This is a genomic window from Thalassospira sp. MIT121401 (genome assembly GCF_047125595.1).
GTDB classification, from domain to species: domain Bacteria; phylum Pseudomonadota; class Alphaproteobacteria; order Rhodospirillales; family Thalassospiraceae; genus Thalassospira; species Thalassospira povalilytica.
Genome location: NZ_CP138926.1, coordinates 3729993 through 3743435, shown reverse-complemented (window position 1 = coordinate 3743435; position 13443 = coordinate 3729993). Strand labels below are relative to the sequence as shown.

Annotated in this window: 10 protein-coding genes; 4 read left to right on the top strand and 6 right to left on the bottom strand. The window is 56.1% G+C overall.

The annotated features are described in order from the left end of the window. Positions 1–169: 169 nt before the first annotated feature. The gene (locus SIB88_RS17275; protein ID WP_412559385.1) at positions 170–1183 is read right to left on the bottom strand and encodes a cytochrome-c peroxidase; all 1014 of its coding nucleotides are present in this window, start codon (positions 1181–1183) and stop codon (positions 170–172) included. A gap of 253 nt (positions 1184–1436) precedes the next feature. Beyond that, positions 1437–2021, bottom strand: coding sequence for a TIGR00730 family Rossman fold protein (locus SIB88_RS17270; protein WP_068517525.1), 585 nt, complete (start codon positions 2019–2021; stop codon positions 1437–1439). A 397-nt stretch (positions 2022–2418) separates the two neighbouring features. On the opposite strand from SIB88_RS17270, the gene SIB88_RS17265 reads away from it, so the two are divergent. From SIB88_RS17265 to pssA, 4 genes are all read left to right on the top strand, one after another. Continuing rightward, positions 2419–3396, top strand: a complete 978-nt coding sequence (locus SIB88_RS17265) for a hypothetical protein (RefSeq protein ID WP_412558660.1) — start codon at positions 2419–2421, stop codon at positions 3394–3396. 295 nt (positions 3397–3691) lie between these two features. Then, entirely contained in the window at positions 3692–4810 is a 1119-nt protein-coding gene (locus SIB88_RS17260) for an Ig-like domain-containing protein (protein WP_206927958.1), read from the top strand. Between the two features lie 177 nt (positions 4811–4987). Continuing rightward, positions 4988–5686, top strand: a complete 699-nt coding sequence (locus tag SIB88_RS17255) for a phosphatidylserine decarboxylase (RefSeq protein WP_068517643.1) — start codon at positions 4988–4990, stop codon at positions 5684–5686. Continuing rightward, positions 5686–6546 (top strand): CDP-diacylglycerol--serine O-phosphatidyltransferase, encoded by an 861-nt coding sequence (pssA, locus tag SIB88_RS17250; protein WP_068517528.1) that lies wholly within the window; start codon positions 5686–5688, stop codon positions 6544–6546. The genes SIB88_RS17255 and pssA overlap by 1 nt, the downstream gene beginning before the upstream one ends. 122 nt (positions 6547–6668) lie before the next feature. Here pssA and SIB88_RS17245 read toward each other — a convergent pair whose 3' ends face one another. From SIB88_RS17245 to SIB88_RS17230, 4 genes are all read right to left on the bottom strand, one after another. Beyond that, positions 6669–7598, bottom strand: coding sequence for a hypothetical protein (locus tag SIB88_RS17245; protein WP_412558659.1), 930 nt, complete (start codon positions 7596–7598; stop codon positions 6669–6671). Positions 7599–7687: 89 nt separating this feature from the next. Further along, complete coding sequence (locus SIB88_RS17240) at positions 7688–8614, bottom strand: TIGR02285 family protein (protein WP_412558658.1); 927 nt, start codon at positions 8612–8614, stop codon at positions 7688–7690. 340 nt (positions 8615–8954) lie between these two features. Beyond that, on the bottom strand, positions 8955–12158 hold the full coding sequence (locus SIB88_RS17235; RefSeq protein ID WP_412558657.1) for an efflux RND transporter permease subunit: 3204 nt from the start codon (positions 12156–12158) through the stop codon (positions 8955–8957). Positions 12159–12181: 23 nt separating this feature from the next. Next, positions 12182–13354 carry an efflux RND transporter periplasmic adaptor subunit gene (locus tag SIB88_RS17230; protein WP_101247510.1) on the bottom strand — a complete coding sequence of 391 codons (1173 nt, stop codon included), beginning with the start codon at positions 13352–13354 and terminating at the stop codon, positions 12182–12184. Positions 13355–13443: the final 89 nt, after the last annotated feature.

The following is a 13443-nucleotide window of genomic DNA, read 5'->3' as shown; positions in this document are numbered from 1 at the left end:
GTTGCCGGAACCCGTTGAATTGGCGGAATTATGCGGATTTTTGATGCCTGTTGTGCAAATGCGCCTGCCGATTGTGCAGGTGAACATAAAAAAAGGCCGCCTTGCTGCGGGCGGCCTTGAGGTTGCCGGATCGGATGACAACCGATCCGGGCTCTGGGGGACGTGATGATCAGTTCGCGATCATCGCTGCGGGTTTCGGGGTTGTCGGGCTGCTGACCGGCAAAACCGGATATTCAACGCTTGGCGTTTCCCCGGTCAGGGTTTGCAGGAAGGCGGTAATGGCCTGGACTTCGGCATCATTCAGTTCCGTGCCCAGCTGGGACGAACTCATGATTGCCACCGCCTGTTCAAGGTTCCAGACCTTGCCGGAATGGAAATAGGGGGCGGTCAGGGCAATGTTGCGCAGCGGCCCGGCCCGGAAGACATAGTCATCGGTCGCCGTCTGGGTAACTGCAAACCGTCCCTTGTCATCGGGCGGCAGGATTTCGGCCCCGGGCTGTTCGACAACGCCGAACGGATAATAACCGGTGCCGCCGACATTCACCCCGTTGTGACAGGATGCGCAGCCGGTATCGATGAACAGTTCAAGCCCGGCCAGCTCGGTTTCGGTCATTATGGTGTCATTGCCTTCAAGGAACTGGTCAAACCGCGATGCCGGTGTGATCAGGGTTGCCTCGAATGCTTCGATCGCCATTGCCATATTGTCAAAGGTGACCGGGTCGCTTTGCCCGGGGAAGGCGGCATTGAATTGTGCGACATATTCGGGCATCGAATTCAGAACCGTCACAACCCGTTCGGGTGTGCTGGCCATTTCGACCCCAGCCTGAACCGGGCCCTTGGCCTGTGCTTTGAGGTCTTCGGCACGACCGTCCCAGAACTGGGCTTCGTTAAAGACGGCGTTGTAAACGGTCGGGGCGTTGCGCGGGCCTTTCTGCCAGCCATGCCCGATCGATGTTTCAAGATTGTCATCGCCGCCCATGCCAAGATTGTGACAGGTATTGCACGAAATGATCGCGCTGGCCGACAGGCGCGGATCAAAAAACAGCTTCTTGCCCAGATCGACTTTTTCGCGGGTCACGGCATTTCCGGCGATGGCGGGAACCATCGATGGAATGACTTCGAAATAGTCTTTGGCACTTTCGCGGAGCTGGGCGGGATCAACGGCAAATGCGGCATTGCTCATGCCAACCAGTGTGCCGCCAGATATCAGGATCGTCGCGAGAAATTGATGCGGTCTCATGTTCTCTCTCCCAATTGGTGGAGAAAGTACAAGATCAAATTCTACGTCGGCGTGTGGTGATTTACATCAAGATTCAGAAAATTATTTAATATCAACAAGTTAGTTTAAATTTGACTAAATCGATATTTTACGGCTTGTTCTTGTAATATCACGGATATTGCCAATGGACCGCAACCGGCCCATTGGCATGACCGGATCAGAAAAGCTTTTCGCGCGGGTCGAATTTCGGTGCCGGTTCGGCGGAAAGCTGTTCAAAGATTTCATCAAGCGTGTTGGCGACGGTATAAAGATTCTTGTGGCTTTCGCGGGCAAAGCCTTCGTCAATGATGCCGTCAATCATGTCAAAGCACTTGTCCCAATAGCCAAGCGCATTCAGGAACACCATCGGTTTGTCATGAATGCCAAGCTGACGCAGGGTCATGGCTTCGAATGCTTCATCAAGGCTGCCAAGACCGCCGGCCAGCGTCACAAAGGCATCCGAACGACGGAACATTTCAACTTTGCGCTGATGCATGGATTTGCAGACAATCAGTTCCGAAAGCCCGGTATGGCCGACTTCGATATCATGCAGATGTTCGGGGATGATCCCGATCACTTCGCCGCCATTTTTCATGACGCCATCGGCAACAGCCCCCATAAGGCCGATACGGCCCCCGCCATAAACCAGCGCGATGCCCCGTTCAGCCATCATTTTGCCAAAGGTGATGGCATTTTCCATATGCTGGGGATTTTTCCCGTTCGAAGCGCCGCAGAATACACAGATTGATTTTACTTTAGTCATGGCGACCTGCCTTTTGTTTCTTGTTTCGCAGGTAGCGGGGCGATTTTGGTGCTGTCGCCCCGTACGGAATTTGAACATAGCCGATCAAATCGCCAAGAGGTCAGGAATTTCCGCATGACAGCAATTTAAATTTCAATGACGCTATTGCGTCGTATTTCCGTTGCTTTTGTTTGTCACAACGGCCCGGCCATCCGGCAATCTGGTGAAACGATCCGGTGATCGGGCCAACTGTTCGACATAACGGGCTGATCACGCGCGCTGCTTGCGCTGTGCGGAATTCGCACGAGAGTTAACAAGTTATGAACCTGATTGTGGGATGGGTAATGCTGTGCACATCATCGTGCCCGGCAAAAGCAACAGATAACCAACCAACGAAAAGAAGGCAGGATCGCCCACCGTGTTTGTCGACAATCCCTTATTACTTGCCATTCTGGTATCGGGCATTATTGCCGCGGTTCTGATGCTTGCGCTGTGGCTTGGCCTTGAGCGGGCGGTGGCGCGCCGCCTTGTTCTGGGCGCGATTATTCCGGCGGTTGCGGTTGCCGTGCCAGCCGCAATCGGGCTTCCCGATACTGCGCGCGGGGGTGTCGGGGCGGCGTTGCTGATGCTGGTTCTGGGTGGTGTCTGTGGCGCGATCCTTGATTTTTCGCGATTGTCCGAACGTGTATGTCTGGTGGTTTCGGCGGTATTGCTGCTGTTGGGGGCATGGCTTGTGCTTGCGGCCCCGATCAGCGGGCTTTCCTATCATCCGGGCGGGATCAAGATCCTGGCATGGCTGGCCTTTCTGATTATTGGCGGCTGCTTCTTGTGGGTGACGCGCCCGGACTTTGATCAGGATGACGACCCTTCCGACAAACCGGCAAGGGGCAAAAAATCCAAGACGGCCAAAACCCGAAATACCAAATCATCGACCCAGGATGCCGGAGCGGGTCCCGCGGGCGATGCCAAGCCCGGCCCGGTTGCCATGCTCATGACGCTGGCATTGGGGCAGGGGATCATTGCCCATCAATTCGGCCTTGGCCAGCATGTGGTGTTTCAGGCCGCCTTGTGGATCGCACTGGTGGTTGCCCTGGTGTCGGAAAAGGCCGCCCCGCAATATCGTGCGACGGTGTGGCTGGGCGTTGTCGGGACCCTGATGGCCAGTGCCGCGGCGATGATGATCCTGATGCCGGCATCATGCTTTGCCTTTGCGGTGTTGTTGCTGGTGGTGTCGGCCGGGCGCGGTGCGGCCCGGCTTGGCGCATTGGTGCCCGATGCCAATCCGGCACAGGCCGTGCTGGTGCGCAGCGTGATCCGGTTCGGGGTGCTGGTTCTGCCCCTGATCATGACGGCACTGGTTGCCTATGTTGCAGCCCAGATGGCCAGCAGCCTGTAATCGGGATCCGGGCGGTGGCGCGTGACCGGTGATTGATGATTGCTGTGGCGATTTGACTGATTAAGCATTCTGTTATTTAAGCAAACAGACTGATTCTATTCATCTTTACCTAACGGTTGCGCGATATCGTTTGTTCGTTACGTTATGGAAACTGTGATCTGAAAGTAGTACAAGTTTCTAATTAACGCGTCCAAAGGGGTTGTTTGAGGGGAATATGGCAAGCAATTCCAACGATTTGGCCGCGACCATGGGGGTAAAACCCTGATAACATAAACATCGTTCAAGGATATTTCCGGTGAAACGACCCTATATCCTCGTCATTGTCGGCGTTGTACTGATCATTGCGGCGATTGCGCTGAATTACATGTTGACCCAAAGTGCAGATGAAGACACTGCGCCGGTCACACAGGCGCCCGCGGTTACGACCACAGATACCTCTGAGGTCAAGGCTCCGGAACCGGCAGCATCGCCGGAATCTTCGGCACCGGAAATCACCAATCCAAGTTTTGATGTTGTGCGCATCGGTCCGGACGGCAATGCCGTGATCGCCGGTCGTGCCGCCCCCAACAGCAAGGTCCGCATCCGCGAAGGCGAAGAAGTCATCGGCGAAGCAACAGCTGACGAGCGTGGCGAATGGGTCGTTCTGCCGGGCAAGCCGCTGGCAAGTGGCGACCGCGAACTTTCCCTTGAATCCGAAGATGCCAGCGGCACGGTTGCCAAAGCCGACGACAAGGTCGTGGTGCTGATCCCCGATGCCAAACCCGATGCCGCAACGGCGGACGGCGGATCGGAAGGTAACGCTGAAACGGCGGAAACCAAGGAAGAAAGCGCACCGATCATCGCCCTTAAGGTTCCATCCGAAGGCGACGGTGCCGCAACCGTACTTCAGGGCCCGGCCAAGCTTGAAGAACCGGTCGATGCCAAAAGCGAAGATGTCGGCACTGACGAACCGGGCATGCCGCGCCTGTCGATCGATGTTGTCGATTATGACGAACAGGGCCGCGTTGCCATGTCGGGCAAGGCTGACATGAACCACAGCGTTCAGGTCTATCTTGATAACCAGCATGTCGGGACCGCCCCCGCCGATGAAAACGGCAACTGGGCGCTGACCATTGGCGAGCCGATTGAACCGGGCAATTACACCATGCGTGCCGATCAGCTTGATGACACCGGCAAGGTGACCGCGCGTGTTGAAATTCCGTTTGAACGTGCACGTCCTGATGAAATTCTTGAGCCGGGATCACGCTATGTCGTTCAGCCGGGCAACAGCCTGTGGCGGATTGCACGGCGCACCTATGGTGACGGTTTGAAATACTGGGTGATCTATCACCAGAACCGCAAGCAGATCCGCGATCCTGACCTGATCTATCCGGGCCAGATTTTCGCCCTGCCCAACGAAGAAAAAGCTCAGTAAGCATCGCTTTTCTTTTCGAGGCGCAAAACACATGATAAGTGTGTTTTGCGCCTTTCGATTTTTTGGCGAACAGTTTTGTCGGGTTGCGTTGCCCTTTGTCATCACTAGATGCTAAGAACGCGCCCGCATGATACCGATGGTATCGATTTGATATGCCCGATCCATGGCAACCAGGGAATTAAGACTTTGAAATCCGTTCTTGTACCGATCAATCCTGAAGGCTGGAAATTCGTTGCGATTTTCGCGGCAATTACTGTGGGCTTGTTCCTGATTGCGGAACCATTGGGCTGGATCGGCGTGATCCTGACGCTGTGGTGTGCCTATTTCTTCCGTGATCCGGACCGCATCACCCCGACCGATGAAAATCTCGTGATTTCGCCGGCCGACGGGCGTGTCTGCATGATTTCGCAGGCGCCGCTGCCCAAGGAACTGGAACTTGACGACAAGACCCCGCGCACCCGCGTTTCGATCTTCATGAACGTTTTCAATGTCCATGTGAACCGTTGCCCGGTGAATGGCGAAGTCGTTGGCGAGGCCTATGTTCCGGGCAAATTCGTCAATGCCGAACTCGACAAGGCATCGGAAAACAACGAACGCCAGATCCTGCTTGTCCGTGACAAGGAAGGCCGCGAATTCGGTGTTGTCCAGATCGCCGGTCTGGTCGCGCGTCGTATTCTGTGTGATGTCGGTACCGGATCGCAGCTTAAGGCTGGTGAGCGTTTCGGCCTGATCCGCTTTGGCTCGCGCGTTGATGTCTATCTGCCCGAAGGTGTGTCGCCGAACGTGATTGTCGGTCAGACCACGATTGCCGGTGAAACTGTTCTTGCCGATGTTTCGGTCAAGGGCAAGGAAGCCGCCGTCGGGGAGATCCGCTAATGGCTGGCGGCATCGAACCGACCCGTCGTCCGCGTCGTTTCAAGGCGATGTCGCTTACGCGGCTGGTGCCCAATGTGGCGACGATCATGGGTATGTGTGCCGGTTTGACCTCGATCCGCTTTGCGATGCAGGATCGGTGGGAAGCCGCGGTTGCCGCCATTCTGATTGCCGGGATCATTGACGGCCTTGATGGCCGTCTGGCCCGGATGCTTAACGCGTCAAGCCGCTTTGGCGGCGAACTCGACAGTCTGTCGGATTTTGTCTGCTTTGGCGTTGCACCGGCGATGATGCTGTATTTCTGGTCGCTTCATGAATTCGGTGGCATCGGCTGGGCTTTGTCGCTGCTGTTTGCGGTTTGCATGATGCTGCGTCTGGCACGGTTTAACACCCAGATGCTGGGTGAACCGGAACTGCCGACCTGGGCTTATCGCTTCTTTACCGGGGTTCCGGCCCCGGCGGCAGCCGCCCTTGCCATGTGGCCGATTGTCCTGACCTTCCAGTTTGGCGAAGGCATCTTTGACAGCCCCTATATCGTTGCACCTTATGGTGTGCTGATTGCCGGTCTGATGGTGTCGCGCCTGCCGACCTTCAGCTTCAAGAAGGTCAAGGTCCCGCGCGCATGGGTATTGCCGTTGATGCTGGCCTTCGGGGCGTCGGTGGCGTTTCTGGTGTCCTCGCCGTGGCTGACGCTTTCGGCGATTGCCGCGATCTATTTCATCACCTTCCCGCTATCCTATCGTTCCTATCGCCGCATGGGTGTCGAACATCAGCAGGAACAGGATACCCCGGACGAAGAAGATGACGATGGCGAACCCGATGACGACCCCGACGAGGGACTTAATCGCGTCCATCAGAACTGATCCGAATTGATCCGCAAAAAGCCGACAGTCTTGTCGGCTTTTTTCGTTTGTGATGGCTGGGAAGGCTGTGGAAGCTGTGTGGGAAGGCGGAAACGTATCGGGACGCAAAGGCGTCATCCGGCTTACTGATCAATTACCTGTGACAGGCTTGAACCGGGCGCACGTTGATAGTTGCGCAGTTTCTGCTGATAGCGGATCTGGTCCTGTTCGGACAGCGACGAGGCATAAAACCGGGTCCAGGGCATGTCGGGATTGTCTTTGACCAGGGTATTGATCGCGGCAACAATCGCATCACCGACCACGGTTTTGCTGCATGCAATCGATGCTGGCATCAGATGGTCATTGCCCGCGATATGCCAGCTTGAAAAGATTTCACCGGGCAGTTTGGTGCGGCGGTAATATTCTGCTTCGGCGGGCAGATACAGCGTCCAGTCCAGCCGGCCAAGCGCAATAAGCTGCAAGAAATTGGCGTCATTGCCAATAAAGCTCAGGCCCGGGTTGTTGATGTTTCGCCGCAGGATTGCGTCAATCGTTGCCCCGTAGGAACGCTGCGAGCGCAAGGCACCATTAAGCTTGCCAAACGTGATCATGCGTTCAAGATCGATTTCCCCGTCCGGATTGAGAAACGGCTTGATCTGTTCTTCGCGGTGCGGGTTTGTGATCAGACTGACGGGAAGGTGTGGGAGCACCGCTTCGCTGAAATGCAGGAACTTTTTGCGTTCTTCGGTCGGGTTCATGCCGATATTGCAATAGGTGCCCGGCCCGGTAATGGTTTTGACCAGCCGGGGCAGGGGAATGATTTCCTTTTGATGCTGATAGTCGGGAAGACGGGCGGCAAACCAGTCCAGAATGTCCACCCCGTAACCGACAATCGCCCCGTCCTTTTCAAGCATCGCGGGCGGCAGGGGTGTCAGCGCCCAGGTGACGGGTTGTTTGGTCTGGGCATGGGCGGACATTCCCGCCCCGACCAAGGTCAGGCAGATTGCCAAAAACAGCACAGCAAAACTGGATCGCGCAACCCGGCGCACATGACGGTTCCCGATGGGGCGCATTATCATTTCTCCCCGTTCAAGCAGGAAATTCAACTGCTTACTTATAAGGGAATTCGGGGCGCTAAATGCAAATATTTATTGGTAAAATTCTATTTTTCCGGCCGGTGGTGATATTGCAGCCGGGCTTCGAACTGGTTGGGATTGATGAACTGATCGCGCGCGGCCTTGAACCAGTCGCGGTCCTGCGGGCTTAGCCATTCGGCATAGAAATCGGTCCAGGGCATGGACGGGTGGTCATCGACAATCCTGTTGATTTCGGCAATGGCTTTGCGTCCGGCCGGGGTGTTGGCACAGCCGATGGTCGCTTCGAGCAAGGTGGTACTGCCGGCAATCGGAAGCGCCTTGATTTTAAGGTCCGGGGTCTGGTCGCGGCGGTAAAATTCGGCCTCTGACGGGAAATACAGCGTCCAGTCAATGCGATGAAGTTCAAGCATGCGCAGGAATTTGGTGTCATCGGCGACCTGCATGACATGGACATCATTGCGATGGGCCATCAATTGTTTGTCGACCTGGGTGCCATAGGCCCGGCCGATGCGGATCGCCGTCGTAAGATGCTGATCCGATACAAGACGCGACAGTTCGACATGGCCGGCATCATCAAGATAGGGCGCAAACAGGTCCTGGTCTTCGACCCGGATGACAACCGAAATCGGCAGATGCAAAAGGATCGTCTTGGCAAAGGTAATATATTCGCGGCGTTCCGGGGTGGGGATCAGGGGCGCCGAACAGCGCAGTTCGCCATCGCCGCTTTTCATTTCGGCCAGCAACCGGGCAAGCGGTACTTGCAGGATTTCGTGGTGATAGTGCGGAAGACGCTGGGCAAACCAGTTCTGGGTATCGGCGGCGTATCCGGTCAGTTCGTCTTGATCTGTGATAAAGGCCGGGGCAAAGGGCGGCACAGCCCATGTGAATGTCGGACTGTTTTGCGCCCGGACATCACCGGATGCCAGCAATATGCACAGCCATGCCCCAGCCAGCATGCACAAGCTGGTCGGGCCGAGTTTACCCCTCGCCATTGCAATCCCCTGTTCCCGATTACGAATTCTTTTTTGTATTTTGTTTAACGATACACGCAACTTCCTTAGCAAAGTGTGTATTAGCTTTGCCCGGCATTGCATTGCAATAACGGCCTGTCTACGCCTTTTGTCGAAGGCAGAACCCTGATTGCACGTGTGAATTCGTTTATACGTATATTTCGATATATTGTCTTGAAGGCAAATGGTTAGGGTCCCTGTTTTCTTGGCCGGAAAATAAATCACCAAAATAAATCACCAAAATAAAGCACCGGCCCCCGGGGAAGGGGGCCGGTGTAACCGCGCGGCGGGGTCGGGGGAAAAAGTCGCGCGGCTATGCGGATCAGGCCATAGGGCCGGACTGATTTTTGGGACCACGACCAAGCCAGGTCGCACTGACCGATTTTACCCACGGGCCAAGATGGCGGAACTTGCCGCCAAGCTTGTGACGCATCATCAATGCGCAGGGCGTAAAGATCAGGGTCAGGGCCGTGGCAAAGGCCAGACCGAATGCAATCGAGGTCGAAAGCTGTACCCACCACTGGGTTGACGGTGCGCCGATTGAAACATCCCGGGCGGCAAAGTCGATATTGATCTGAAGCACCATCGGCACCAGACCAAGAATGGTGGTCACCGTGGTCAGCATCACCGGGCGCAAACGCTGTGCACCGGTTTGCAGGATGGCGGCCTCGATGCTGCCGGCGGTGTGTTTAAGCCGGTCAAAGGTATCGATCAGAACGATATTGTTGTTCACAACAATCCCGGCCAGTGCGACGACGCCAATACCGTTCATCACGATCGAGAAGGCCTGCCCGGTGATCATAAGCCCCAGGAACACACCCGCCGTCGACATGATGATTGCGATCATGATCAGAAGCGAGCTCGAGATGCTGTTGAACTGCGTTACCAGAATGATGAACATGATGAACAGCGCGACCGTAAAGGCATTCATCAGGAAGTCCGCAGACTTTTTCTGTTCTTCGTCCTGTCCCTTGAATTCGACCGAAATCCGCGGATCGATATCAAGCGTCTTCATCCATTCCTTGACCTCGCCCAGTTTGGTATCAACCAGCACCCCGTCCTGAACATCGGCCTTGACGGTCAATGCACGACGGCTGTCTACACGGGTCAGGGTCCCGGTTTTGGGTTTGGGGGTGCGTGTGATGAAGTTCGACAGCGGTACCAAACCCTTGTCGGTGACGATCTGAAGGTTTTCAAGTTCATCAAGCGACCGGTACTGTGCGGGATAGCGCCCGACAATATCGATTTCCTCGGTTGAATCATCCGGACGATAGGTCGAGAAATTGATGCCGTTGGTCACCAGCTTGACGACATTGCCGATCTGGTTGATATCGGCCCCGAATTTAAGCGCCTGGGCACGGTCAACCGTATATTCCCAGTCAATGCCCGGGGGCGATTTGCCGTCTTCGAAGTTATACATGCCGCCCATTTCCTGCAAACCGTTGACCAGCATGGTCGCGGTTTCATCCAGAAGTTCGGGATAGAAGGAACGCAGCTGTATCTGGATGTCCTTGCCCTGGGGCGGACCTGCTTCCTGGGCACGGACTTCGACATGGATACCGGCAAGATCCGCCGTTTCGGCCAGAATGCGTTTTTCGATTTCGGTTGCCTTGGGGCGGTTCTGCCAGTCGGCATATTCAAGCTGCACGACACCGATCACATCTTCGGACGCCTCATTACCACCGGCATTCTTGCCCGACCGGGCATAGACCGTATCAAACCAGTGTTCGCCTTCGTGACGGGCATCAAGGTCAAGAATGCGGTCCTCGACCTCTTTGAGCAACGCATCCTGTTCATAATAAGACAGGTTGCCGCGCGCACGGACCTGGACAACGGCGACTTCCGGTTCGACCGCCGGGAAGAATTCAACACCCTTGCCCAGCACGCCAAACGCACCCCAGACCACAATCAGAATAACAAAGGCCGCAGGCACCACCAGCCAATAGAAGCGAAGTGACGTCCTGAGCATCCGGACATAAAGCCCGGTGCCGCCCTTGACCTTGTGAATGTCATCGGCATGGTCAGCTGCAATGGCTTCTAGGCTTTCATTGCTTTCACTGCCCGGTTTGCCAAACCATGCCCCGACCGTCGGGACAAAGATCAGCGCCATGACAAGCGACGCCGACAGGGTAAACAGAACCGTAATCGGCAGGAATTTCATGAATTCGCCAACGATATCGGGCCAGAATGCCAGCGGCAGGAAGGCGGCAAGCGTGGTGGCGGTCGATGCAATGATCGGCAATGCCATGCGTTTTGCCGCAAGCGGATAGGCTTCCTTGCGATGCAGGCCGTCAATCATTTTGCGATCGGCATATTCGGTGACAACAATGGCGCCATCCACCAGCATCCCGACCGCAAGGATCAGGCTGAACAGAACGACGATATTGACCGTCATGCCCAGCGCCCAAAGGATCAGGATCGCAGTCAGGAACGACCCCGGAATGGCCAGCCCGACCAGAAGTCCCGACCGCCAGCCCAGCGACCAGATGACCACTACCATCACCAGCAGGATCGCCAGGATCACACTGTTCTGAAGATCGGTCAGCATGGTGCGGATGTCAGATGACTTGTCCTGTGAATAGCTGACCGTCAGGTTGGGCGGAAAGGCTTGCTGTGCCTCGGCCGTGGTGGCCTTGATCGCATCGATGACCTCGATGATGTTTTCACCGACACGTTTGGAAACCTCGATCGCGATTGCCGGTTCGCCATTCAGGCGGGCAAAGCTTTCGGCATCCTTGAAGGTCCGGCGCACATCGCCGATATCGCGGAACCGGATCACGGAATCCCCGTCAACAATCAGCGGCATGTCAAGAATGTCGGACACGCTTTCAAACAGGCCGGGCACCTTGATGTTGAACCGTCCGGTGCCGGTATCGACCGCACCGGCGGCGACAAGCGCGTTGGAATTGCGCACCAGCGATACGATATCGATGCCGTTCAGGCGATAGGCCTCGACCTTCATCGGGTCGATGACAAATTCGACAAGTTCTTCGCGGTCACCGGCAAGATTGGCTTCGAGAACCGCCGGGATGCCTTCGATTGAATCCTTAAGGTCGCGGGCCATGCGCAGAAGCGCACGTTCGGGCACATCCCCCGAAAGGGTCACGACCAGAACCGGGAACAGCGACAGGTTCACTTCGTGAACTTCGGGATCGTCGGTATCTTCGGGCAGTTCGGATTTGGCGATATCGACCCGTTCGCGGACATCTGCCAATGCCTCGTCGATTTCAACATCGGAATAGAATTCAAGCGTCACCGATGCCCCGTCCTGATAGGACTGGGAACTCATTTCCTTGACACCTTCGATCGAACGCAATTCCTGCTCCATCGGGCGCAGCAACAGCCGTTCGGCATCTTCGGGCGAAACGCCGTCATGATGCATGGTGACATAAAGAACCGGGATCTGGACGTCCGGATCGGCTTCTTTCGGGATGGTGTTATAGCCAACCCAGCCCGCCGCCAGCAGCAGGATTAGAACAAGGATGACGGTTCGCGACCTGTTTAACGCGTGATCAATCAGGGACATTTTCTATCTCCTCATGCACGCGCTTATTGCGCGGTCCGTTCCGAAAGTGTCGTGGCGGTATCGGCATTTCCGGTCGCGGATGCCGCCGCCGGTGCCGGTGCAATCGGAAGACCGTTTTCATCGGTTTCCAGATGCACGACATCGACAATCGCACCTTCCTTGACCCAGTCGTGGCCAACCACGATCAGCTCGAACTCCTGGGGCAGGCCGCCGATCCAGACGCGGTCACGCGATCCGCCCTGCAATTCTGCGGGCAGGAAGACGACCTTGTTGCCGTCGGTCACGGCCCGCACACCAAGTTCACCGGCATCATTAAGGGTCAGAACCGATGGCAAAACCTGATGGGCGCGTTTGGTGCCGACCGGGATTTGCAGTTCGGCCGTCATGCCGTCAGGGATATGCTGATCGCGATTGTCGATTTCGACTTCGACCCGGAATGTGCGGGTATTGTTGTCAGAAACCCGCGCGGTATAGCGCACAATGCCATCATGACGGGTGCCGTCATAAAGCGTCACACTGGCAAGTTGGCCCAGTTCGATGGCACCGATCGAATGTTCGGGAACCTGGGCAACCACCAGCATCGGGTCCGTCTGGATCAGGGTCGCAACCGCATCGCCGATCGACAAAAGATCGCCGACCTCGGCCGGGCGCGTTTCGACGATACCGTCAAATGGCGCACGGATTTCGGTATTGTTCAGCTCGGTCCGTGCAATGGTCAGATCGGCCTTGGCTTCTTCAAGTAATGCCAAAGTCTGCGCAACACCGGTTTTGGAGCGATAGTTCTTTTCGGCCAGACTTTTGGCCGCCGAATGTTCAAGTTCGCGCTGGGCGACAAGGGCGCGCGCCTTTTCGACCCGTGCCAGCCGGTCATCAACGGCAAGTTTGGCAATCAGGTCACCCTTTTTGACAGCCTGGCCTTTGGTGGCGCCGATTTCGATTACGCGGGCTTCGGTTTCTGCGCGGATATCAACGGAAATGACCGCTTCGGTCCGCCCGGAAATGCGCAGATAATCGACATGATCGACCGCCTTGCTGGTAATGGTGCGGACAGAGGCGCGCGGTTTGGCGGTTTCCTCGGTCGCGTGTTGTTCGGACGGGTTTGCGGCCTCTGCGGAATCTTCACCGAGATAGGCGCTGCCGATCCAAATAACGGTCCCCAAGACCAGTAAAATTGCGATCAGGCGTGAAGCGTTCATGTTCTTGTTCCCTCAAATATTCCGGTGACGGAATGCGTCCTTGGCACTTGGCAGGCACGTCTTTTTGCGTCAATTCGCAGCAGGTCGGG

Bases quoted from the DNA above. Each gene is read 5' to 3' on its own strand.
- SIB88_RS17230 (WP_101247510.1), bottom strand. From the start codon at position 13,354: ATGAACGCTTCACGCCTGATCGCAATTTTACTGGTCTTGGGGACCGTT.
- SIB88_RS17275 (WP_412559385.1), bottom strand. From the start codon at position 1,183: ATGAGCAATGCCGCATTTGCCGTTGATCCCGCCCAGCTCCGCGAAAGT.
- SIB88_RS17240 (WP_412558658.1), bottom strand. From the start codon at position 8,614: ATGGCGAGGGGTAAACTCGGCCCGACCAGCTTGTGCATGCTGGCTGGG.
- pssA (WP_068517528.1), top strand. From the start codon at position 5,686: ATGGCTGGCGGCATCGAACCGACCCGTCGTCCGCGTCGTTTCAAGGCG.
- SIB88_RS17235 (WP_412558657.1), bottom strand. From the start codon at position 12,158: ATGTCCCTGATTGATCACGCGTTAAACAGGTCGCGAACCGTCATCCTT.
- SIB88_RS17245 (WP_412558659.1), bottom strand. From the start codon at position 7,598: ATGCGCCCCATCGGGAACCGTCATGTGCGCCGGGTTGCGCGATCCAGT.
- SIB88_RS17270 (WP_068517525.1), bottom strand. From the start codon at position 2,021: ATGACTAAAGTAAAATCAATCTGTGTATTCTGCGGCGCTTCGAACGGG.